The sequence below is a fragment of the Acanthopleuribacter pedis genome (assembly GCF_017377855.1).
Lineage (GTDB): Bacteria > Acidobacteriota > Holophagae > Acanthopleuribacterales > Acanthopleuribacteraceae > Acanthopleuribacter > Acanthopleuribacter pedis.
In genome coordinates this window covers 1-24618 of record NZ_JAFREP010000007.1, presented here as the reverse complement: position 1 = coordinate 24618, position 24618 = coordinate 1, and the positions used below count along the sequence as shown (strand labels likewise).

Below are 24618 nucleotides of genomic sequence, written 5' to 3'. Positions count from 1 at the left end.
CAGTCGGCCGGCGGGGTTAGTCCTCGCCCGACGGCGCTTCTAGGGCGGCCAACACGCCGATCATTTCTTCGTTGAGCACACGACCCAGCCACGGATCCTCGCGCAGGTGGCGGCGACTCTTCAGCAGCAGCGCCTTGGCCTCGGCAAGGCGCTTGCACCGCGCCAAAGCGGCGCCTTTGAACAGGAAAATCTGAGCTTGAACGGTTTCATCCGCGTGTTCCGCCAACATCAGATCGGCCAATTCAAGCGCTTCCTCGTGACGGTTGCAGCTCACCAACAGCTCCAGCTTAATGAGTCGTCCACCGGTCAGGAGAAAGGCGGCGTCGCGAAACCGCGTTTCAAACCCGGCCAAGGGGCCCTCCAAAACGGCCTCGGCGAGCTCCAGCTTCCCTTGACGGAGTAAAATGTTCATTTTGTTGAGGTAATAACGACACTGATCCTCGCTCAGCTGATCGGCACCCCCCTCGCGGTCCAGTAATTCGTCCAAGCCGCAAAGGGCCGCCTCGTAGCAACCTTGATGGGCAAGGGCCAGAGCATGAAGCTCAATCATCCGCTTCACCTCGGAATCGTCCCCGCCGAAAGCGGCACGCAAGGGCGCCAAAATGGTTTGGTACGCGGTGCAAACCGCTTCAAACCGGCCCAACTGCCAATCGGCCAAACACAGGCCGACCCGCAACCGCAGCGATAACCGCATCAGGGCTTGATCGCCGACCTCGGCCCAGGCCAACGCACGCAGCAAGCGCTCGCGGGCGTCGTGGGGGCGATTTTGCTCAATCAAGAAAAAACCGTAATCGCGGGCGGCAATCATCCGATGACGGGGATCGTCCGGTGTGTCCTCGGGAAGCGCGTCCACCAAGCGTCGGTAAACAGCCTCAGCCTGATCAAAACAGCCTGCCTGCCACAAGCAAAAAGCAACCGTGCGTTCGGCGGTCAAAAGGCCCGCCGGCCAATCGGCTTGGTGTGCAGAACAGGCCGCGGACAAAACACGCGCCCGCTCCAAGGCCCGGCGGGGTGCGCCCACCCGCGCGGCTTGGTGAATAAACCACAACTCGATTTGCACATAAAGCTCGGGATATTCTTCCAAACGCACCCTGTGACGGAGTTTCTCAAAGCATTTCTCGGCCTGGCGGCGATGGTTTCGCCCAATTTCCCATGCAATGGTGATTTGTCCATACAGACAATCGGCCGCCGACGGACCGAGCAAGGTCCGCGCCCGCGCTTCCAAGGCTTCGAATTGGCGCAGGGCGCCATTGACCCGACCTAGGGCAAGGTAACCCTCGGCCACTTCCCTATAACAGGCGACCAACATCGGCGACAAGGCGGCGCCGACGGGCTGCCGTCCCAAGGTGTCCAGTTCTAGCAAAAAGTCCGCTTGGTCCTGCAGGCAGGCACCTTTTCGTTCGCGAAACCGGCTTAGTAAGAGCGCGCCGACGGGATCGTGGGCACCTTCCATTCGATAACCGAATGATTCGGACCGCGGCGACGGCATCAAATGGCGCATCACAAGCAACGATCCGCCGGGACGTCCCACGGGAAGCGCCGGCACCACCAGCGCCGGCATCTGTTCCGAAAGGCAGCCGGCGGGAAAAGCCCCCTTCAAAACGGCTTCACAATCCATTCGCAACGCGGCAACGGAGGGGTACCGTTTCTCGAACGACTTCTCGGTCGCGCGCTGGATCACGGCTTGAACGTAGGTCCGGGTCGGGCCGTAGGCGGACGCCCCCTGCAAGCCGCCGTGCTGATCCGGCAAGATCATCGGCTCGCGCAGCAGCACTTCTTTGAGTTCGACCGGGGTGAGTTCCTCGGGTTTAAAACGCGCGTAGGGTTTTTGATCGCACCACAACACATAAAGTAAGCATCCCAAGGCATAGATGTCGGCACGAACATGGTCGTCACCGCCGCCGAAAACCAACTGCTCCGGGGCCATGTACAAGGGTGTCCCCGGCCGATGCCCCGGAAGGGTGTCTTCGTGGTCCAGGGTCATCGGTGCAGCCAAGTTTTTGGCAATCCCCAGGTCGACAATCCAAGCATGGGCTTTGCGACCCAGGTAACCCGCCAGAATGTTGGATGGTTTTAAGTCGCGATGTAAACAGCCCTTCTCGTGAATGTGTTCCACACCGAGGCAAACTTGAATAAAAAGCTGGAGTCGGGTCTCCAGTGAAAGTTGTTTTTCCACAACGAAATCGTCGATATGTTGGCCGGGAACATAATCCATGACCAGGTAGGGGCGCCCCTCAAACACATCGTGATCGTGAATGGCGACCACATTGGGGTGCTTCAGCGCGCGAAGAACAGCCACCTCACGTTGAAACCGTTTGAGGAAACGATCTTCATCCGCGGGTAAACCCGAGGCATCAAGGTTGGGCGTCCATAGTTTTAGGGCATAGTCTTGGTTGGGTGAGGCGATTTGGCGTACCTGGAAAACGGAACCCATGGCACCCCGACCCAACTCGCGAATAACCCGGTAAGGACCGACCCGAACCGGTTGATTCTTAAAGTAGGCATCGAAAAAGTCGGCGTCTAACACCTCGGGTAAGCGCGAGTTTTCCAAATAGTTAGCCGGCATGCCCGAGTCAAAGACCAGCTTGCAGGTCCGCTCAAAAAGCACCGGCCGCAACAAACATTGCTCTTTAATAAAATTTAAACGACCCCTTTTCGGATGCAACAACGCCTTTTCAGCCATACGTAATGCTTGACGAGACAATTCAACTTCTTTTGAAGATCCATGATCGAACGGAGACTCCACGATGCTTCCTCCAGGTAACCGCGATGCGGGAACACGCCGGCAGGGAAGGCAACACGGCGTTTTTCCGCCACGGCCCACCCGCCCTTAGCGCGAGAATTGGGTGACATGTTGAGAACGAAATACGATGCACAACCCATGGGTTTTCTAAAAACGGCCAATCAATCCCTTTTGCCGGTTTCCGTGTCGGTACGGCCCAGGGCTCCGTCCACCATGCGAACTTGTGCCAACATGGTCGTTCGTTCCGCCGCGGCGACCATGGGACGCATGAATCAGTTCCGATTTTTCGTTGCAAATCACGGCAGCCATCGAACGAAAAAAATCCCGTCCTACCCAACAGCGCTAAAAACCACAACAGGCTCGATAAACGCGAGGTATTTTTTCTAAAGGTCTGTATCGAAGTAGCTTGAAAAAAAACCGGGGTCGCGCCCGACCGTACCCGCTGGGTGCGGTGCGCATTTTTACAGGCCGTTGCAGCCCAGAGATTTAGTTAAAATCACCGCGACTTATCGCGCTTCTTAGGTAAAAACCACAACAGGCTTCACCCCTCACCCAGCCCCACAACGCACGCTATCCCTAAGCTTTAATCCATTTCCCAGACGCCTTCCTCACACCCTCATCCCCTTTTAGCGGGAAACTGAAAAAACACCGGCCCTGATACAGAACCACCGGTTTTTGCGGATGAATCAGTAAGGGTCTATCGCGCAAGCACAAAGACACCTGCCGGTTCCCAATCAACCGAAATTTAATGAAAAACACACGAAACCGCACGACGGTTTTCCTGGGGACTTCGGTCTTCCAGGGGCAGATTGGTCGAATTCCGCGAAGGGTGTTCATCGCTTGCTTTCTGCACTCACGCGCTTGCGTTCGGTAGATCTCAATCAAACCGTTCTGAGGTGAATCAATGCGACGTCAAGCCGCACTATCCCGATTCTTTGTGTTAACAACCGCCCACTTGTCGACACCCGACACGGAGGGGCCGGAAAAGCTCATCCCACCCACCAAACCGCCACCTGAACCGGTGGAGAATCCCAACCCTACCACGCCGCACGAACCATCGAGGCCGCCCCAATAACCCGGCCTCCGAACCAGTGGAAGGAAACCCCGTGCGCCGGAAGGGCTTGATCCCCAGGATCGACTTCCCACGCGCACGGCACCTCGCTTCGATCAGCATTGAATGGGCGTCGAAATCCCACCATGGGTCGGCCAGAAAGGCACCGCGACAAAACGGTCCCAACAGTCCTCGTCCTTTTCCACCGACCCCGGCAGGGCGTTTCGCGCCATCCCTCATGGGACGGCACCGGCCCAAATCGCACGCTTCTTAGGTTTCATTCACTTCGGCATTCGATAGCAGGCCCAACCATTCACTAAACTTTAGTCCATCGTCAACAATGACGTTAAGATTAAGTATCACAGAGAAGCATCGAAAATTATAACGATTCTCCTTTTCAAGCCTAGATTGAATCCGACCTATTCCGGTGCCCGTCAACGTCTCCGGCACAGGTTTTCTGTATCTATATATCCACAAATAAAAAGATCCACTAAATCCCTTATTTAGTTCACTTTAAACACCGCAAACACAACACTTCATCACCGCAAAATATAATGAAAATAACCAAAACTAAAAAAAACACAATTCAGAATCATTTTTTCTTCGATTTTTATGAATAAAAGAAACAGAGAACAATCTCGCCTACCTCAAAAATTCAACACCCCAAAAAAAGGTGAACATATGTCCTTGCCTGATCTCCACACCGCACTATCCTTCCTCACGCAATTCTCTGAAAAAACCCAAAATACCGAAAAAGACAACAACCTTTTTACCGGCAACGGACAGACTCACGACCTCAGCCCCCGGGCACTCACCCGCATCCTCAATTTCCTCCACCAGACCCAGACCGTGGTCGCACCTGACCCACCGCCAGGTTTGGATCAACAGAAAATCGCCGCCAAGGTATTGCGTGCGCTTCTGGTCCAACACCTTAAGAATCCGCTTCCAGGCGGCCCCGATCAACAACCAACACACCCGCTTCACCGCCTATCCGACGCGGAACGCGAACGTGTCCTGGCCACGGATCGGGCACTGTTCCAACTCGAGGCACTGGACCCCGATCTGTGTGAAATCGTCGAACTGAGGTACTTTTTGGGCCTTGATCTCGAAGAAGTTGCCCGGCTCACGGGTCATTCCAACAAACTAATTGCGGTAAAATGGAAACTTGCGAAAACCTGGCTATTCCAGGAAACACAAACAGGAAGGCAACACGCATCGCTGTAAACGGACAACGACAGCTCCGCCCTTCGCGAAGGCCGCAACCCCACGCGTTCACCTTTGCGTCGGCACGGGCCGACGGCTTCATCCGACGCACCGCCTGAACAGAAGAAGTTCAACCCTTATTGCGGAAAAGCCGGCGTTTCTCTATCACCGACGAAACGCCGTCAATCGTTGCGTATTGGGCTAACCCCAACCGCAACGGTCCCGGCCCAGCCGCAACACACCAAAAAGGTCGGGTTCGCTCGATTCCGGCTCCCCACACCAAACCCAGTTCGACCGCCTTTCACAAACAGTGACCCACGCGAATCGCCCTTATTCGGTGCCACCCTCGGGCCGACCGGCGCAATCAATCGCATAAAGATCCACCGAAACACCCTTCACCCTACAGCGTCGATCCAAAACCATCCCGATCCGCCGAGCCACCTTGCTGCTGGCCGTGTTCTCGGGGTGAATCAAAGCGATCAGCCGGGCTAGCGTCCATCGCGCAAACGCGAAATCACGACAGGCAACCGCCGCCTCGACGGCGTAGCCCCGTCCCCACGCCTCGCGGGCTAATCCGTAGGCAATCTCGGTCTCCGCGACACCGTCAATCTCCCAACGAATAAAGCCGCAATAACCGACCAAGCCGCCCTCTTTTTTTTCTAACGCGTACAAGGTGCGGCCGAACCGGTTCCACTGATCTTGGCGCTTGGCCAACCAACGCCGGGTCTGAACCAAGTCACGCGTACCACCGATGAAAAACTGCATGACGCGTTCATCCGCAAACATCGAAGCCAAGAAGGGTAGGTCGGCTTCCTGAAAAAGACGGAATTGCAGTCGGTCGGAAGTCGGCAGAGGTACAAACAAATCACGCTCCTGTCCATAATGATCGAACCAACCCAGACCGCGGGAATACGCCGATAATGTCGCGCGCGGCTCACGCTTTTATCGGGGTTTCCGCAAGAAATGACCTGAAACGTTCACGCTAGCACAGGCGGTTCCATCCACCGGATTTTTCCGAAGGTCCCCGAGGCAACAAGCAAAGAGGAACCCGGCCGGCCACGATTCCGCGTCGCCCATTTTTTACCAATCTGATAATTTACCATTGACACCCACTGGACAGACCAGATATTTCCGTGAGTTTTTTGTTAAGAACCCAAACACCTCAACAACCAAAAGGAACACCTTTACAAAAGATCAAAGACATTAATTTCAAATAGCTTAAGCAACAAAGAGCAGACCAAAAGCACCACACCGACCAGGGTTATCTTCTACTTGAATAAATTTTCGGTAAAATTTTATTTACATTTCTCAACAGCCTTTGATAGATTGAGCGAGCATTCAATATTCAGCTTCAGCGCTTTTCTAGGAACAACAACCTTTGAGCGCACCCAGCTTATGACGCCGACGATCTTATTCGCGTCATCCATGCGGCTCGGCTTGAACACCGTCCTTCCCCGTTCGAGCCGCGCACGTTTTGCCGCGGCCAATCATTGTGCCGTGTGCCAATTCTATCCATCGTAATCTTTGGAAGGAGTTTTTACTCATGTCACGCATATTAGGGTTCTGTTTCCTTTTGACCACACCCGCCTTGCTCTTCGCCAATACCGGCGTCGCCTTCGTCCACGGGACGGGCAAACAAACCGATGCACGCAACGACTACTGGACCCGCGAAATGGTCGATTCGGTTCGTCAAGGCTTACCCAACAGCAGCAACTACACGGTGATTAATTGCGATTTCGAGCAGTTCATGTGGGATAGCGCCGCCGCGGGCTGCTTGGCCGACCAACTCTTGAGCTTCATTAACAACCGCGGCATCACCGATCTGGTGGTAATCACCCACTCCAACGGCGGCAATGTCATGCGGTGGATTTTGTCCAACCCGACCTTCGACAGCCGCTATCCTCAAATCATTAGCAAAATCCGCTGGGTTAACGCCCTCGCGGCATCCAGCCTGGGCACGCCGCTTGCCGACGCCGCCACCAACGGCAACGTGTTCGAGATCGCCGTCGGCTGGTTGCTCGGTTACGCCTCGGATGCGGTCAAACAGCAGCAGGTAAGCTGGATGGCGCACTACAACGCCAACAACCTCTACGGCACCAACGGCCGCCCCGGCCTGCCCGTCGGTTTCTACAACGTGGTCGGCAGCGATGTTGAATCCTCGCCTTTCGACGGTGATAGCTACTGCGGTGGTTACACCCTGAACCTCGGCCTCGAGGTCACCCAAGAGTGGTTGGACAACTGCTCCGACGGTTTCCTGAACTGCAGCAGCCAAGCCGGCGCCGGCCAGGTCTGGTTTTACGACACCCAGCTTTCGAACGAACCCTTAAGCCACAACCAGAGCAGACGCAAGTGCTTCGGCCTCGACGTCGTCCTGCGCAACGATTTATAGGAGGCCCATCATGAAAAACCAACGTGTAAAACAATGGCTTCGCTTGGGTTCTTCCGTTCTCTTGGGCATGAGTTTCGCCATGGGTGCCGACGAGGGCGCTTTAATGCCGCCGGAAGCAGGTGATTTTGGCGCAACCGTCATTCAGGCGCAATCCCTAAAAACCACCCCCCAACTTCCCCCCACGGCCCAGGACCGCATTCACTTCAGTTGGGCCTTGGACCCGGCCAAACAACTGAACCTCGATTACGAGAGCTATCAGGCGCAAAGCAAGGCTTACCGCTTGGTGGTGAGCAGCAGCGATTTCGAAAAAGGCATCGCCCTGCCGCTGGAAAGCTCGCGTCCCTTGATCAAAATTTCGCCCCAAGCCGTTGACGGCAAAGTAAACGTCAACCACGCGATCCAGCCCCAAGACCTGATTTTGGTGGACCGCAACGGGACGCTTTACCACGGCACCGAGGGTGTCGACATGCCCGCCGCGGCCGAGGATCTCCAGCGCGCCCACAAAAAGCGCTTTGCACCGGCGACCACCATGTTCAAATTGGCCCACGAGGTCGGTCACCAATCGGTTCACCTCTTCGCACAGAATGTGGACCAAAGCCGGGAACGCACCTATGTGATCCAGGTCTTCGAAAAACACGCCGGCGCGGCTTTGCGCCTGCAAACGGAACGCGACACTTATTTCGCGGGTGAAACCTTGCGGATTAACACCGGCTGGGTTTCCGACATGGGCAAGATCGCCACGGAATCCATGCAGGGCCACCTGATCAGCCCCGACGGACGTCGTTTCCCGTTGACCTTTAGCGCCGACGGCTCAAGCGCCGCGGCACAACTGCCGAAAACCCTGTCTCAGCACAAAGCCCTCTGGCGCGTGGACGTTCAGGCGGCGGGTCTCCACGGTGACACCTTGATTCGCCGCGACGCCCACGTGGGTGTTGCGATCAGTGAAGCGGGTGCCCGGTTCGGGGGTCACGTGGCCTTCGATCAAACCGAGACCCAGGTCATCGCGGATCTTGCTGTCGAAACAGCGGTTACTGGTCGCTTCGAAGCGCGCGCGGTGCTCTTCGCCACGGATGCCGCCGGTGAGATGGTCCCCGTTTCGGTCGCCCATGTCGCCGACCTGCTGCCCAAGGGTGAGCACCGCCTCGACTTGCAGTTTGAACTGCCCGCCGATGTGGACGCGGGCGCGCCTTATGAGTTGCGCGATCTGCGTTTGGTTCACCAGGACCGCGGCAGCTTGTTGCACCGCCAACGGGTCGGGCTACGCTTCGATCCCGGCGCGGAATAAGGCCACGATCTTCACAAGCGATCCTCCACCTCGCGGTAAACCCAACCCTCGGTTGCCGCGGTGAGGACATCCCCTTTGCCGCCGGCGCCTCAAAACGTCGGCGGCTTTTTCTGTCTACGCGGGAACCTTTTCGCCGGGCGAAACTTCCAAATCATCGGCGACTACCTTAAACTGAATGGTTTATTGAACAACGGTCCCCTTGATTAGGAAACACGATGAACACCCATTTCGGCCCATGGCTGTGGCTCCTCTGTTTGCTCCAGCCGCTTGCCTTTAGCACGGAACCACTCAGCCCACGCATTGCCAATTACCGCATCGAAGCCCGCCTCCACCCGCAAGAACGCAAGGTCGTCGCAAGCCAATACCTGTTGTGGCACAACCAAAGCCGTCACCCGGTGGCGGACCTTCAGTTTCATCTGTACCTCAACGCCTTTCGCCACACCCAGTCGACCTTTTTGCGCAATAATCCCGGTGACGCCCGGCCGTTTGACCGCATCTGGGGTGCACTCGACATTCAAACCATTAAGCTGCAACCGCCTGCACGGTCACGAATCGAAATGAACGATGCGGTCAGTGAAGAAATTCGCCCGGACGCCAACCGCTTTGAGCAGCCGCCGGATGCGGCGACCCTGGTCGACGTCACCGATCAGCAGCGGTTCATTTGGCCGGACGACGGCAACATCCACGATCAAACGGTAATGCAGTTAACGCTGCCAAACGCCCTGCCCGCGGGGGCCTCGATTTGGGTGTATTTTGAATTCGAGGCAACCCTGCCCGATCCGCCGATTGCCCGCACGGGCGCCGGGGCCGATTATTTTTTTGTAGCCCAGTGGTTTCCGAAAATCGGCGTCTGGCAGGACGGGCTTTGGAACTGCCACCAATTCCATCCGTTCAGCGAGTTTTTTGCCGATTTCGGGGTCTACGATGTCGCCATGACGGTGCCCGCCAACTACCACCTCGGCGCCACGGGTCGCGGTGGTCCACCCGATCAAAACGAGGACGGCAGCCTGACCTATCGCTACCGGGCCGAGGATGTTCACGATTTCGCCTGGACCACCAGTCCCGATTTCGTGGTCCACGAAGAACAGGTTGACGATGTCGCGGTGCGCCTGCTGATCCAACCGCAACACCGCGGTCAAATCGAACGCCACATGGTCGCCACCCGCCACGCGTTGCGCGCGGGTCAAGAATTGCTGGGTGAATACCCCTACGACACGCTAACCGTGGTCGATCCCCATCCGCGCGCGCGGGAAACCGGCGGCATGGAGTACCCAACCCTGTTCACGGTCGGCACCCGGCGCGGTTTGCCCAAGGCGGTTCGGTTGATGGAAGCCACGCTCATCCACGAATTCGCCCATCAGTACTTTTATTTATTGGTCGCAACCAACGAGTTCGAGGAGCCCTGGCTGGACGAAGGTTTCACTTCTTACGTGGAGGGGCGACTCTCCGAATCGCTGTTCGGCACGGAGACCGGCATCCTCGAACTTGCCGATTTCAAATTTTCGGACCGCCACCTCAACCGCGCGAATTTGGCCGCAACCGGCGAACGCGACGCCATGGCGAAAAAGAGCTGGGAATTCATGAATTACGGCTCTTACGGGGTCAACAGTTATTCCAAACCGGCGTTGGCGCTGGGCACGCTTGAACGGGTACTTGGCCGCGAAACCTTTGACAAAATCCTGCGCACCTACGTCAAGCAGTACCGTTTCAAACAGCCGCGTGCCCAAGACTTTATCGTCATCGCCAATGTGGTTTCGGGCCGCAACCTCAATCCGTTCTTCGAACAGTTGATGCATGAAAACGGCACGTTGGATTACGCGGTCACCGGTGTGCGGTCATCGCGCAAAACCTCGCATCACGGGCGCGACGTCACGAACTCCGGCGAAGACAGCCCCTTGTTCAGCAACCAAGTGGATCTGCGTCGCTTAGGTACCTTTGTGTTCCCGGTCGAAATCGAATTGTGCTTCGAAGACGGCGGCTGCCGCCGCGAGCAGTGGGACGGACGCGACGCCTGGCATCAACTGCGCTTTGACGCGCCGAGCCGCCTGGTTTCCGCCCAGGTCGATCCCGAATACACCATCTTGCTCGACGTTAACTTCACCAACAACAGCCGCCGCCTGGAAGCTTCCGGCGCGGCAAGCGATCAACTGGCGTCACGCTGGTTCGGTCGCTTTCAATGGCTCCTAGAACTGTTTGCGCTTTAGTCAATTCTTTGGATGGGATCCTTCATGACCAAACCCCGTTTTCTCCACGCCGTCGAACACGGCTTGCGCCAGGCCCATCGCTATCCAGGAACCGTGCTTGCGCTGTACCTGTTCCAACTGTTTGCATCCCTGATCAGCCTCTATCCCTTTTGGTTTCTGTTTAACCGTCACGCGGAAAGGTCGCTGATCGACGCCTTGCCGGGTGGTCTGATGAACGGCCATCACCTCATCGAGATCGGGGCCGCCGAGGCGGGCGGTTTTCAATTGGCGATGGTGTGGTTGATCGGTTGTGGTGCCCTCGCCTTGGTTGGGAACCTGTATTTGGCGGGCGGCGTGGCGGTGGTGGTCGCGCGCGGACGCGGTGATCAGCCGGCCCTGTTCCGTCGCGCGGGTTTTGCGTTTTTGCCGCGTTTCGCAATCCTCGCCCTGTGGATGCTCCCCTTCGCGGCCCTGATCCCTATCGCCATGATCACCTTAGAAAGCATCTTAACGCTGATCTACGGCGCGAACCCGGACGACCAACTCGGCGGTTTGGCGCTCCAACTCCGCCTGGCGGTCCTGGTTTTGGCGGGATTCGCCCTCAAGCAGCTCTTCGCCTTGGCGCGCCTGCACATGGTGCGCAATCCGCATCGCTCCAGTCTCGCGAGTTTGGCGGCGGCGCTGGTTTTTTGCTTCGCCAAGTTCCGCGCGGTGCTGGGCTTCCTGCTCATTTTTGGGACCGCGTACGCATTGTTGGGGTTCAGCCTGTTCGAACTACGCCCCTTCCTGCCCCACGACGGTTGGCTTCTGGTGGTCCTGCACCAGCTTTGGATCCTGCTCAAAAAAGGTTTGGACGTCACGCTAACCCACGCGGAATGGCACTTAATCGACGCCTACACGGACAGACCGGCGATGGTCGGCGGCGGCATGCCGCCGGTACGTCGTCTCCCCGGCCTCTGATCCGACCATCATCTTGTTTGGGTGGCGTTAGGTCCTGTCCTTGTCCTCTCCGCGTGGGTGCCCACCCGGCCGACGCCCTCTTCGTGTGGGTGCCCACCCGGCCGACGCCCGCTTCGTGTGGCTGCCCACCCGGCCGACGCCCGCTTCGCGTGGGTGCCCACCCGGCCGACGCCCGCTTCGTGTGGGTGCCCACCCGGCCGACGCCCTCTTCGTGTGGGTGCCCACCCGGCCTACCCCACGGGGGTAGGCACACCGCCACGTGAGGACCACACCAAATTTAAAACGTGAGCCCTAGGCGAACCACTTCCGGTTACGCCGGCGGCGTTACCCAGGGTCCCCGGGGGTTCACGAACGGTAAACCCCACCGGGGTTGGCATCCCAACGAAAAAAAAACCGAGAATGCACGGCCGATCCGTATCCCAACACGACCCCTCGTGATCCATGCGGTTTCGCCACAACCAACACGACAGGATCCACGTTTCGTAAAATGTCGTATGCCAACCCCGTCGGGGTTTACGAAAAGGGAACCCCAAGCACCCAGGGTTAGCCCATTTTCAATGGCCTAACCCGGGGCTAACATAGTGCCCCCCTTCAGGGGGCGTCCAGGGTGGCGAGGCGTCGCCTCGCATCGCATAAAACCATGGCCCGCGGATGGCGATGTGCGCACCCTTCAGGTGGCGCCGGATCATCGCCCATCCATACCGATTTCCATCACCTACCCCGCTTGCCCTAACGGATGCCCATCGTGAACCATGCCCGGCCCTGCCGATGCCCATCGTGAACCCCGCCCGGCCCTGCCGATGCCCATCGTGAACCATGCCCGGCCAGGGCACCCTATCGCGGCGCAACAGCCGCCCGCTGCTTAGTTACTGGAACGGTAACGAGGATCGTCGTGGCGTAAATCGCCGCCAAGAAAGGGCTTAAACGCCAACTCAAAGGTGGCCCCTTTGCCTTTGCCTTCGCTGGCCACCTTCATCTCACCATTCATCGACTCGACGGCTTTCATGCAGTAGTGCAAGCCGTAGCCGTGGCCGTACTTTTTGGTAGTGAAACCGTGTTGGAAAATTTCTTCGGTATTGACGATGCCTTCGCCGCTGTCGGTGATGCGGAAGAAAGGCACATCCTCGTCGCGGGTACCGGTTTCAATCAGCAGGCGCCGCTCCTCGACCGCGTCCATGGCCTCGACGGCGTTTTTGATCAGGTTCACCAAAACGTGAACCAAAACCGCCTGGTGCGCCATGATCGGAATGTCGCATTTGAAATCGACCTGCAGTTTGACACCGCGTTCGTCGATCAAATCTTTTTGGACGGCCAAACTCTCCTCGACGGCAATGTCGAGGTTCACCGTGGTCAGGCTTTTCTTTTCTTTTGAGTAATACTGCTGGGTTTCGATGATGTCTTTCATCAAGCCAATTTTCTTCTCGGCGTTGTCCAGCTCTTCCACCACATCGTCGTTCTCTTTTTGCAACAGGTTCCCGAGGTGGCGATAGTACTGAAGCAGTTGTTCGCCTTTTTCGTCGTTGGCAAAAAATTCGGGCAGGTTGCCGCTGTTCTCATCGAGAATGCGGTTGGCCTTGTGGAGGCCGTCGACCCGCGATCCGTTGACGACGCGACCGATGTTTTTCATAGACACGTTCATGCTGTTGAGAATGTTGCCGATGTTGTGCAGCACCGAGGTGGCAAATTTGGCTTTACCGGCGGCACGGGCATTGGTGCGCGCCTCTTCTTGGGCGGACCGCAACTGGCGGGTAGTAATCAACAACTGAAGATGGGTATGCACGCGAGCAATCAACTCGGTGGCCGAAATCGGTTTGGTCAGATAATCGTTGGCACCGGCTTCCAGTCCGGCTACGAGGTCGGCAACCTGGTTTTTGGCGGTAATTAACAGCACCGGCAACTCGTGGGGTCCGTAGACCTCGCGAATCCGTTGACATACCTCAATGCCGCTCATTTGCGGCATCATCACGTCGAGCAACACCAGGTCAAACATGTTGCCGTCTTCAATGAGTTCAACGGCCTCGGCACCACGGGACACCTTGGTCACCTGGAACCCGGCGAGATGCTGCTCGAGCACTTGCAGGTTAACCGCGTCGTCGTCGACGGCAAGTATTTGATAGTTATCGGTTTGAAGGCCGGCCAAACGGCGGTTCAGGGTTTCACCGACGGGGGCGGTCGACACCGCGGGATCGGCCGATTCCATAAATTCTTCGGGCGCCCCCACCAGATCGACCGGCTTGGACAGCGCGATTTCAAAACCTTCGAGCGGTTGTGCGTCTTCGCCGGCAAGCGGCACTTTGAACCAAAACTGGGAACCTTCGCCGAGCTTGGAACGCAGCCCGATTTCGCCGCCGTGTTTGGTCACAATGTCACGTGAAATGCTGAGTCCCAAACCGGTCCCACCAAAATCACGCTGGGCCGAACCGTCGCCCTGTTGGAAGGGTTCGAAAATATCGGCCTGCCTTTCCTCGGGAATGCCGGGCCCTTGATCGGAGACGCTGATGCGCATCCAATCGTCCTCGACCATGGCGGAAACGGTCACCCGCCCCTGCTCGGAAAACTTGACGGCGTTCCCGATCAAGTTAATAAGAACCTGCTGGATGCGGTACTCGTCAACGCGCACCGCGGCAATCCCCTTGGGCAATTCATTGACCAAGCTCAGGTCTCTGTCGCCAACCAGGGGTTCCATAATGCTTAAAACCAAATCTACCAGCGCAAAAGGGCTGATTGGCTTGAGGTAAAGGGACAGCTCGTTTTTGCGCAGTCGTGAGAAGTCCAGCAAATCGTTAATCAGTTGGGCCAAACGCTGGCCGCTGTAAAGCACCACCTGCAAATTCCGGCGGGCCTCGCTGCTGAAATCGCCGCCGGAACCACGCAACAGGCTTTCAACCAAACCGATGATCCCGTTGAGGGGCGTACGCAATTCATGGGAGGTGTTGGCCAAAAAGGCGTCTTTCAGGTCGTTGACCTTGCGCAGCTCGGTGACCATGCGCTCGCGGGCACGCTCTTCTTCCAAACGGTGGCGGTGTAAGTCGCGTAATTCATGGACGTACTTCAGGGTTTTTTGAATGGTCGCCTTTAAATCGGCGTACTGGATGGGTTTGCTGATGAAATCAAAAGCGCCGCCGTTCATGGCCTTGCGAATGTTCACCATGTCGCCGTAGGCAGTCACCATCACGGTCGCCAGCAATGGAAAACGCTGGCGTATTTTGGAGAGCAGCGTCAGCCCGTCCATGTCGGGCATGCGTATATCGCTGAGGACCAGATCGAACTGGTCGTCTTCGTCTAACTTGTCCAGCGCCTGACGGCCGTTGTAGACAAAGGTGAACGAAAAAATCTTATTGCGCGTTTCTTTGCGAAACATCTGGCGGAACAGAACTTCCAGATCCGGCTCGTCATCGACAACCAAAATGCGTGCCGGTTTGGCTTCCAGATCAAGTTCTTGGGGAGAAGATGCACTTTGATCTAAGTTATCGGTACTCATACTGGACTACCCAACCCCTCACCACACCTCACCTCACCTGGGGTGAAAAAAATAACCATCGGAAGGAAAAGGCACGGTTCGCCGACCGCGTTCAACCTTCTCCAAGGACCCGGACAAACCGGTAGGAACGAACAGCCGGGCGAAAACGCCGGCAAATGCCCATAGGGACGCGAGTGGCTCCAAACAGCGCAGTCTGTTTCACAGCCGCTTTAGGTGTAAGTCTACGCCTTTACAAGCATTTTCATGCAGTCTACCAGATATCAAGATCCGTGGCGCAGGAAAAAGTGAACAAATGGGAATTTGCATCACAACCGCCAGGGTCACCGACAATCAGGAAAAAACATGCAAAAGCCGTTTTTTCATGAGCAAGGACACCGACATCAACTTTCGCCAACTTGCGTCATACAAATAAACCTATTGTCAAGAACACCTTAGGAGCATAACGCTCAACAAAAGCACGTTTTCTTCAAAAAAAACGCTTGACACGCATTCCGGGCTTGCACGATGATGGCGGCCAAGAAGAATCCCTTTCACCGCACCCTCGCGGTGACCTCATTCTGCGACCCCTACGGAGTTGACGACTATGTTTCCCACTATCGCCATCGTGATTATCGTCGTCGTCGTGATTCGCCTAACCTCCTAGGCGCGGACGCAGTCACCTTATTTGACGAAACCCGCGCCCCTCACGGAAGCGCGGGTTTTTTGCTTTCAGGCCCCTTCTTATCCCACTGGAGTTTCTCATGATCAACAGCAACCTCATCGGCTTCAACAACCTATCCAACACTGTTGCACCCGTCCTAGGTCTAGCTGTATCCGCCGTCGTCGACGTGATTATCGTGGTCGTGGTGGTGATTATTGTGATTAGCAGCGCGGGGCCACCCGGTTAAGCAACAACCAAACGCTTACCGAAAAGGCCCCGCACCTCACCGAGGTACGGGGCCTTTTCTTTTTCCCCTTCCCCAAGTCCTTGTTCCCCAGACGCTTGATTCCCCCAAGTCCACACTGTTTCCCCAAGTCCACTTCCCCCACCGGCGCCACAGGAGGTTCCCCCATGACTCAGTCCCCTTCCCCCGAGGACCCCGAGTCGCACGACGCGTCCACGAGGCCCCACCTCAGTGACGCGATCAAAAAAGGCATCGCACGTGCTCCCGCGCGGGCCATGCTCAAAGCAACGGGTCTCAGCGACGACGACCTGCGCCAACCGCTGATCGCCGTCGCCAATACCTGGACCGAGATCACGCCCTGCAACTACCACCTGCGCGAATTGGCCGACCATGTCAAAGCGGGCATTCGCGAGGCGGGCGGTACCCCGATCGAATTCAACACGGTTGCGGTATCCGACGGCATCACGATGGGCACCGAGGGCATGAAAGCCTCGTTAATCAGCCGTGAAATTGTGGCCGACAGCATCGAGCTGGTCACCAAGGGCCACTTCTTTGACGCAATCATCACCATCGTGGGTTGCGACAAAACCTTGCCGGGCGCCACCATGGCACTGGCCCGTTTGAACCTGCCTTCACTGGTGCTGTACGGCGGCTCGATCCACGCGGGCCGCTGGCAGGACAAAGACGTCACCATCCAGGATGTGTTCGAAGGCGTCGGGGCCTGCCTCTCCGGCAAGATCACCGAGGCCGAGTTACACGACTTGGAAAACAAGGCCTGTCCCGGCGCGGGTGCCTGCGGCGGCCAGTTCACGGCCAACACGATGGCGACGGCGCTTACGGTGATGGGTTTGTCGCCCCTGGAGCTGAGCGAAGTCCCGGCGGCGGATCCCCGCAAAGCCGAGGCGGGCCGCAAGGCCGGCGCCCTGATCATGGATTGCTGGCGCAAGGACCTGAAGGCCCGCGATCTGATCACCCGCGCCTCGCTCAAAAACGCGATCACCTCGGTTGCGGCCACGGGCGGTTCCACCAACGCGGTGCTGCATTTCCTCGCCATCGCCCAGGAAGCGGGTGCCGACTTCACCATCGACGATTTCGACCGTGTCGCGGCCGAAACCCCCGTGTTTGTCGACCTCAAGCCGGGCGGGCGTTTCACGGCCCCGGACCTGGAGCGCGCGGGCGGCACCCGCTTGGTCCTGCAACGCCTCAAGCAGGCGGGCCTGTTGGAAGACACGCCCAGCGTCAGCGACCCCTCGCTGTTCGCGGCTTGCGAATCGGCACAGGAAACGGCGGACCAACCGGTGGTGCTCAGCGCGGACAAACCACTCAAACCACGCGGTGGTTTCGCGATCCTCAAGGGCAGCTTGGCCCCCGAGGGTTGTGTGATCAAGTTGTCCGGCCACAACCGCAAACGCCACGAGGGTCCGGCCCGTGTTTTCGACACGGAGGAAGCCGCCTTCCAAGCGATTTCCAAAGATGAAATCCAAGTCGGCGACGTGATTGTCATCCGTTACGTGGGCCCACGCGGCGGTCCCGGCATGCCGGAAATGCTGGCGGTCACCGCGGCCCTGATCGGCGCGGGCTTGGGTGACTCGGTTGCGCTGATCACGGACGGCCGTTTCAGCGGCGCCACCCACGGCTTCATGATCGGGCACGTGGCCCCGGAAGCCGCGGTCGGCGGGCCCATCGGCCTGATCCGCGACGGCGACCCCATCGTGATCGATGTCGAACAGCGCAGCCTGGACGTGCAAGCGGACCTAAGCGCCCGCAAGGCACAGTGGCAACCCAAACCCCAACAGTTGCAGCCAGGCGTGTTTAGCAAATACGCCGAACGGGTCGGCTCGGCTTCGTTCGGTGCCATGACGGTTTAGGTTCTCCTTGGTTCCTAAACCCTTCACGACCCCCCGTGACAAGCGTTGCCGATACCCCGCGGCCAACGCTTCCTAAACCCCAATCCCCCAACCGTGTAGATCACACACCTTCGATAAAAAAACAGGCGCGCCGAATAAGGCGGCCTCCGAGCATAGAGGAGCAACACCATGACCAAGATGTATCGCGAGCAGGATGTCAACCGAGAAGTCTTTGAAGGCAAAACGTTAGCGGTGCTGGGCTACGGCAGCCAAGGCCGCGCCCACGCGCTAAACCTGCGCGAAAGTGGATTCCAAGTCCGACTCGGTCTGCGACCCGAGGGCCGTTCCTGGAAAAAGGCACAAGCCGACGGCTGGGAGCCGTTACCCCCCGGTGAAGCGGTGGTCGGTGCCGATCTTGTTGCCATCCTCGTCCCCGACATGGCGCAAGCCGCGCTGTACCAAGACTACGTGGCCCCTAATCTCAAGCCGGGCGCGGCGCTGCTGTTCGCCCACGGCTTTAACGTCCACTTCAAACACATCCAGCCCCCCAAGGAAGCGGACGTGATCATGGTCGCGCCCAAAAGTCCCGGCGACCTGGTACGGCGTCAGTACCAACAGGGCCGCGGTGTTCCCTGCCTGATCGCCGTCGACCAAGACGCCGGCGGCCAAGCCTTCGACCGCGCGCTGGCCTACGCGGACGGTTTGGGCGGCACCAAAGCGGGCGTGTTGCAAACGACCTTCGCGGAGGAAACGGAAACCGACCTGTTCGGCGAACAAGCGGTGCTGTGCGGCGGCGTGACGGAGCTGATCCGCTACGGCTACGAAACCCTGGTCGAGGCGGGTTACCAACCCGAGGCGGCTTACTTTGAGTGCCTGCACGAGTTAAAGCTGATCGTCGACCTGATCTACGAGGGCGGCTTTACCAAAATGCACGAGTTCGTCAGTGAAACGGCCAAGTACGGTGACCTGACCCGCGGACCGCGCGTGGTGGACGCCTCGGTGAAGGCCAACATGAAAGAAGTCCTGACCGAAATCCAAAACGGCACCTTCGCCAACGAATGGCGCGAGGAAAACGACCAAGGCCTGCCGCATTACAACAAATTGTTGAACGAGGATCTCGAGCACCCCATCGAACAGGTGGGCAAGGAGTTGCGTTCGGCGATGGCATGGTTGAAACCTCAGATGGAGGGGGCCAAATGAGAGCTGCCGATTTCGTGGTCAAAGCACTCGAACGCGAGGACGTGGAATTCGTGTTCGGCTATCCGGGCGGGGCGATCATGCCCGTCTACGATGCTTTGGTCGAAGCCAAGTTCAAGCACGTGCTGGTACGCCACGAGCAAGGGGCGGCCCTGGCGGCGGACGGCTACGCCCGCGCCTCCGGCAAGGTAGGTGTGTGTTTGGCGACGTCGGGACCGGGTGCGACCAACCTGGTCACGGGCATCGCCAACGCCTTCATGGATTCGGTCCCGATGGTTGCCATCACCGGCCAGGTGCCCACCCACTACATGGGCACCGACGCCTTCCAAGAAACCGACATGCTTGGGGTCACCATGTCCATCGTCAAACACAGCTTCCTCGCGCGCACACCCGAGGACCTGTTTTGGATGCTGCCGGAAGCCTTTCGTGTGGCGCGCTCCGGCAGGCCCGGCCCGGTCTTGTTGGACATCCCCAAGGACGTCCAACAGACGATGATCGAGATGCCGGCGGAAACACCGCCGCCGCCGGAGCCGGTCGTCGAACCGGATAGCGCGGCTCTGGCGGCGGCGATTGAGCTGCTCGAGGACAGCGAGCAGCCCATCATCTACGCGGGCGGCGGTATCGGCATGGCCAACGCCCTCGAAGCCTTCCGCGACTTTGTCGAGGCGACCCGGATCCCCGTGGTCACGACGCTCAAGGGGATCGGCAGTTTGGCCGGCGACCACGAGCTCAACCTCGGCATGCTCGGCATGCACGGCCTGAAAGCGGCCAACCTCGCGGTTCAAGAGAGCGATCTGCTGATCGTGATCGGGGCCCGCCTGGACGACCGCGCCACGGGCAAGCTGGACACCTTCGCGCCCAAGGCCAAGTTAATCCATCTCGACATCGATCCGGCGGAGCTTGGCAAACTGCGGCGCCCGGCGGTGGCGGTACGCGGCGACCTGACACACAGCCTCACCGCGTTGCGGGCACCGATCGCCATTCGCAACTGGCGCTCGCGCTGCCTGATCCGCAAGGCCGAATCGGCCTGGGACTACGGCAACCCCAGCGACGACATCTACGCCCCGCGCCTGCTGCGCAAGCTCTCCGAGCGTGCCGGCACGCGCACCATCATTAGCTGCGACGTCGGCCAACACCAAATGTGGGTCGCCCAGCACTACAACTTCACCGAACCCTACCAGCACCTCACCAGTGGCGGCCTCGGCACCATGGGCTACGGCCTGCCCGCGGCCATCGGCGCCTGGTTGGCACGGCCCGATCACGAGGTGATCGTGGTTAGCGGCGACGGTTCGATCATGATGAACATTCAGGAGTTGGCCACCCTCAACCGCTACGGCATCCCCATCAAAATTCTGCTGCTGGACAACAGCCACCTCGGTCTGGTGCGCCAATGGCAGGAACTGTTTTTCGAGGAGCGCTTTAGCGAGGTCGACCTCTCCGACAACCCTGAATTCGTCCAAGTCGCCGAGTCCTTCGGCGTCGAAGGCATGAAAGTGGATCACCGTAACCAAGAAGAAGAAGCGATTGAGGCATTGTTAAACGCCAAAGGCCCCTTCTTCTTGCACGTCGCCATTAACCCCGAAACCAGCGTTTGGCCGTTGGTACCCCCCGGCAAATCCAACGCCGATATGATGGAAGGAGCGAAATCATGAAAGTCTTTATGCAGTTGAGCCTGTTCAATCGAGAAGGTGGCTTGGAGCGGGTTCTCGGCGTCGTGCGCCTGCGCGGCTTTCAAGTCATGGAAATGGCGGCCCACCAAAACGCCCAGGGCAACGCCCTTGACGTGACCCTGAAACTTCAGGGCCAACGGGAGAGTGACAACCTCAAGCAACAGCTCAACAAGCTGTACGACGTAGAGAAGGTGGAAATGTTCACCATGGCGCCCGCCAAAAGCGCGGTGATGACAAACTTCAGCCAACAACCGATGGCGGCGGCCGGTTAACACGGGCACGGGTCCTTTCGTCGCCGACCCCAGCCGCGGCGGGCCGCCATCGCGGTCCGTCACGGTGGCGAAAGGACCGATCCCACCCCATCGATTGAGCATCGCCCAACGCTGAAATTCCATCAGAATCTAAGTCAAAGCAGGTTCCCTACATTATATATAGGTAGGCCAATCTCGCTTTGCCTCATTTTGCTCCTCATGGAAGCGAGGCCGTGTCGTGTCCGGCACGGGGTCAGGACCCGACGCGACTTCGCTTCTTTCACCGACCCACGGCCCGTGGGGAAACCGCGCTTTGCCCCCGAAGCGAACCCAAGAGGACCAACGCCATGAAGGTCAGTTCCTACCTAGAAAAGATCCTATCGTCTCGCGTTTACGAAGCGGCCGTGGTCACCCCGGTCAGCCGCATGACCCGTCTTTCCGATCAAATGCACAACCACATTCTGCTCAAACGCGAGGACCAACAACCGGTTTTCTCTTTTAAAGTGCGCGGGGCCTACAACAAAATCGCCTCTCTTTCCCCCGAACAACAGCAGCGTGGTGTGATCGCGGCCTCCGCCGGCAACCATGCACAAGGCGTCGCGCTCGCCGGCCACAAACTGGGGCTCCAGGCCATTATCGTGATGCCGCGCGCAACGCCGGCCATTAAAGTCGACGCGGTGCGGGCGCTGGGCGCCGAGGTACAACTGGTCGGCGAAACCTTTGAGGAGGCGGCGGCCTACGCCCGCGAACAAAGCGAAATGCGCGGCATGGCCTTTGTCCACCCCTACGACGATCCGCTGGTGATTGCCGGGCAAGGCACCATCGGCATGGAATTGTTGCAACAGGTCTCCGAACCCATGGACGCGGTGTTCCTGCCGGTCGGCGGCGGCGGCTTAATCGCCGGTGTGGCGGCCTGCCTCAAGCAAACCCGCCCGGAAACACGCATCATCGGGGTAGAGCCGGAAGACAGCGCCTGCCTGCACGCGGCCCTGGCCGCCAAGGAACGCATCACCCTGCCGCAGGTCAACATTTTCGCGGAAGGCGTGGCGACGACCTCCATCGGCGAAGAGAATTTCCGCCTCGCCCAACTTTTTGTAGATGAAGTGGTTACGGTTAACACGGACGAAATTTGCGCGGCGATCAAGGACATCTTTGACGATGTACGCTGTATCGCGGAGCCCTCGGGCGCCATCGCCCTCGCCGGCATCAAAAAATACATCGAACGCGAACAGGCGCGGGACCAAAACTTGGTCGGTGTTCTCAGCGGCGCCAATGTCGATTTTCACCGATTGCGCCACGTTTCGGAACGCAGCGAGGCACGCGAGAAAAGTGAAGCGCTGCTCGCGGTCCAGATCCCGGAGGAACCGGGCAGTTTTCTCAGCTTTTGCGAAGCGCTCAACCACCGCAACCTGACCGAGTTCAACTACCGCTACCAACCGCGCGAGCTGGCCACGATTTTCGTGGGGGTCAGTGTCAAAAAAGCGGGTGAGAACGGCGCCTCCCTGTGTGCCTCCCTGCAAAAGCAGGGTTACCACGCCTGGGACCTGAGCCACAACGACATGGCGATGGACCACCTACGCCACATGGTCGGCGGCACGGCACCGGACCTAAGCAACGAACGCCTGTTCCGCTTCCAGTTCCCGGAACGACCGGGCGCGCTGCGCAAGTTTCTCACCGAACTGGGCGCCCGCTGGAACATTTCCCTGTTCCACTACCGCAACCACGGCGCGGCCTACGGCCGGGTCCTGTGCGCCTTCCAAGTCCCGGAAGGAGAGCAAGATGCGTTCTCGGCGTTCCTCGACGATTTGGGCTACGCCTACTGGGAGGAAACGGACAACCCGGCGTATCCCCTCTTCCTGGCCGCGGGCTGTTTCGAGGCGCCGGTAGCCGGGCGCTAGAGCACGGAAAAAGGCCGCGGAACCGCCGGCACCAGCACCTTCAGCGCATCCCCCGGTTCTCGCGAGAGGGCGCCAAACGCAACCGAGGGTTTCGTTTGGAGGGGCACGCGGCTTCAAACGAAACATGGCTAGCGTCATGTTCACGGTGTCTTGCAACTTATTAGCAGCATCTTCGCGCGTTTCGTAGGCCTGACGTTCGTCGGCGTGCTGTTACGTTTTCATGGTACCGAAGGTTGGCGCCGGCCACATTTGCCAAAATCAAACAACGCCAGGGACGCCAGGGTCCCTGACTTTGATTGGGTTTATGTTTCAGCAGCGTCAAGTTTGTCTTGAAGCGCCAGTAGCTTTTTGGCTTCTTTTCGTACCCAGGGGAACTCATGGGTAAGCTGGGGCATGATAAGCTCTCGGGGAACTTTTGCTTTCAGCCTACGCAGTCCATCCATGGCATGCCCGACCTCATCACCGGCCTGTAATACTTCCATCAAAACCTCGGCCGCCTTTGGATGTTTCGTTTTCCCAAGTGCAACCATTACCATTTGTCGGGTAAACCCGGCAGATCGGTCTCGTACTATTTCAGCGAGCTGGTTAAAGTGATTCTTGCGAACTACAGGGACGAGCGCATCTCCTACAATCCATCGATAATTTTTATCCTCTTCAGATGTAGAATTTTTAAATTCATCAATGAGCACCTCAGCAGAAAGCTTCGCCCAAGGTTGGGATAAAGTCCTTACGATATCTTTCTTCAGAGGTCGGTAGGTTACTCTGGGCAACCATTTGATTAAAATGGGGATTGCTTCGAGATATTTCACCTTGCTTTCTCGAAGTTCCTTAATGACAGAAATTTGAAATCCCTTTCCCCCCAGTTCATGGAGCAAATCCCTAGCCGCAGCACGATATTTCACGCGACTACAATCGATATGAGCTTTAAACTTTCTGTCTTGAGGTGAAAGGTTTTCTTCTTTTTCCAGCCGCTCAAGATGCTGTTGGTATTCGTTCGTTTTGCTCATTTGACACGCTCCACAAGAATTTCACCGGATTCAACCAGCTTTTGAAGAGGTTTGGTTAGCTTAGTCTTATCCGTCAAATACAAAGTCAACGTGAAGCCTTCCTCCTTAGCAAACTGATAATAGTCCCTAATTTGACTAGAAAGGTAGACCGTTGCGCTGCTTTTGGCTTCGCCAATTGTTCGATCATCTTCATCCAAAAAATCTGGAACTCGGTATTTCGCTTTGCTGCCTTTGACTTGGATGTGATCCTTATTCTTAGGAAGGGGGACCTTTTTTTCAAATGCCAAACCCTTTTGGACGTTTTGTTGGAGTCGGGTGGCTGCAGCCGAGGCCATGGCCAGCATTTCGGTGCCGTGTTTTGCCAACATTGCGCCGGCTTCGCTTGCGCCGCCCGCCGCTTTGATCGCCGTTCCCGCGCCGCCCGGCACGCCCGGAATCAAGGTGGCCCCGATGTCCAGTGCGACACCGCCCGCATCGATGGCCGCCGCGCCCCAGTTGCCCTGGCTGATGTTGTCCACCGCCGAGACCACGCCCATGCCGATGTTGGCCACGTCCCACAAGGTCTCGAC

General features: G+C 58.0%; 16 protein-coding genes. 11 read left to right on the top strand and 5 right to left on the bottom strand.

Annotated elements, in window-relative coordinates; genetic code table 11:
• Positions 1-16: 16 nt before the first annotated feature.
• A complete protein-coding gene (locus J3U88_RS09545) occupies positions 17-2620 on the bottom strand; it encodes a serine/threonine-protein kinase (RefSeq protein ID WP_207858352.1) in 2604 nt (867 codons plus the stop codon).
• 1855 nt (positions 2621-4475) lie between these two features.
• Here J3U88_RS09545 and J3U88_RS09540 point away from each other — a divergent pair.
• Positions 4476-5018 carry an ECF-type sigma factor gene (locus J3U88_RS09540; RefSeq protein ID WP_207858351.1) on the top strand — a complete coding sequence of 181 codons (543 nt, stop codon included), beginning with the start codon at positions 4476-4478 and terminating at the stop codon, positions 5016-5018.
• A gap of 309 nt (positions 5019-5327) precedes the next feature.
• Here J3U88_RS09540 and J3U88_RS09535 read toward each other — a convergent pair whose 3' ends face one another.
• Positions 5328-5861 (bottom strand): GNAT family N-acetyltransferase, encoded by a 534-nt coding sequence (locus J3U88_RS09535; protein ID WP_207858350.1) that lies wholly within the window; start codon positions 5859-5861, stop codon positions 5328-5330.
• Between the two features lie 679 nt (positions 5862-6540).
• Here J3U88_RS09535 and J3U88_RS09530 point away from each other — a divergent pair.
• The 4 genes from J3U88_RS09530 to J3U88_RS09515 all read left to right on the top strand — a co-directional run bounded on the left by J3U88_RS09530 (position 6541) and on the right by J3U88_RS09515 (position 11814).
• Positions 6541-7386, top strand: a complete 846-nt coding sequence (locus J3U88_RS09530; RefSeq protein ID WP_207858349.1) for a hypothetical protein — start codon at positions 6541-6543, stop codon at positions 7384-7386.
• A 10-nt stretch (positions 7387-7396) separates the two neighbouring features.
• Entirely contained in the window at positions 7397-8671 is a 1275-nt protein-coding gene (locus J3U88_RS09525; RefSeq protein ID WP_207858348.1) for a DUF4785 domain-containing protein, read from the top strand.
• Positions 8672-8886: 215 nt separating this feature from the next.
• On the top strand, positions 8887-10875 hold the full coding sequence (locus tag J3U88_RS09520; RefSeq protein WP_207858347.1) for a M1 family metallopeptidase: 1989 nt from the start codon (positions 8887-8889) through the stop codon (positions 10873-10875).
• A gap of 24 nt (positions 10876-10899) precedes the next feature.
• Positions 10900-11814 (top strand): hypothetical protein, encoded by a 915-nt coding sequence (locus J3U88_RS09515; protein ID WP_207858345.1) that lies wholly within the window; start codon positions 10900-10902, stop codon positions 11812-11814.
• Positions 11815-12676: 862 nt separating this feature from the next.
• Here J3U88_RS09515 and J3U88_RS09510 read toward each other — a convergent pair.
• Entirely contained in the window at positions 12677-15295 is a 2619-nt protein-coding gene (locus J3U88_RS09510; protein WP_207858343.1) for an ATP-binding response regulator, read from the bottom strand.
• A gap of 740 nt (positions 15296-16035) precedes the next feature.
• On the opposite strand from J3U88_RS09510, the gene J3U88_RS09505 reads away from it, so the two are divergent.
• From J3U88_RS09505 to ilvA, 6 genes are all read left to right on the top strand, one after another.
• A complete protein-coding gene (locus tag J3U88_RS09505) occupies positions 16036-16182 on the top strand; it encodes a hypothetical protein (RefSeq protein ID WP_207858341.1) in 147 nt (48 codons plus the stop codon).
• 164 nt (positions 16183-16346) lie between these two features.
• Positions 16347-18047: a dihydroxy-acid dehydratase gene (ilvD, locus tag J3U88_RS09500; RefSeq protein WP_207858339.1), complete on the top strand. Its 1701-nt coding sequence runs from the start codon at positions 16347-16349 to the stop codon at positions 18045-18047.
• Positions 18048-18215: 168 nt separating this feature from the next.
• The gene (gene ilvC / locus J3U88_RS09495) at positions 18216-19226 is read left to right on the top strand and encodes a ketol-acid reductoisomerase (protein WP_207858338.1); all 1011 of its coding nucleotides are present in this window, start codon (positions 18216-18218) and stop codon (positions 19224-19226) included.
• Positions 19223-20875: an acetolactate synthase 2 catalytic subunit gene (gene ilvG, locus J3U88_RS09490; RefSeq protein WP_207858336.1), complete on the top strand. Its 1653-nt coding sequence runs from the start codon at positions 19223-19225 to the stop codon at positions 20873-20875. Before ilvC ends, ilvG begins: the two co-directional genes overlap by 4 nt.
• Positions 20872-21165, top strand: coding sequence for an ACT domain-containing protein (locus J3U88_RS09485; RefSeq protein ID WP_243435869.1), 294 nt, complete (start codon positions 20872-20874; stop codon positions 21163-21165). The genes ilvG and J3U88_RS09485 overlap by 4 nt, the downstream gene beginning before the upstream one ends.
• A 326-nt stretch (positions 21166-21491) precedes the next feature.
• On the top strand, positions 21492-23042 hold the full coding sequence (gene ilvA, locus J3U88_RS09480) for a threonine ammonia-lyase, biosynthetic (protein ID WP_207858334.1): 1551 nt from the start codon (positions 21492-21494) through the stop codon (positions 23040-23042).
• Positions 23043-23344: 302 nt separating this feature from the next.
• On the opposite strand, the gene J3U88_RS09475 is transcribed toward ilvA, so the two are convergent.
• Together J3U88_RS09475 and J3U88_RS09470 are read right to left on the bottom strand one after the other, a co-directional pair.
• A complete protein-coding gene (locus J3U88_RS09475) occupies positions 23345-24049 on the bottom strand; it encodes a HEAT repeat domain-containing protein (RefSeq protein ID WP_207858332.1) in 705 nt (234 codons plus the stop codon).
• Positions 24046-24618 (bottom strand): putative toxin (locus J3U88_RS09470; protein ID WP_207858330.1); only part of this gene is annotated, 573 nt, incomplete at its 5' end. The genes J3U88_RS09470 and J3U88_RS09475, both read right to left, overlap by 4 nt.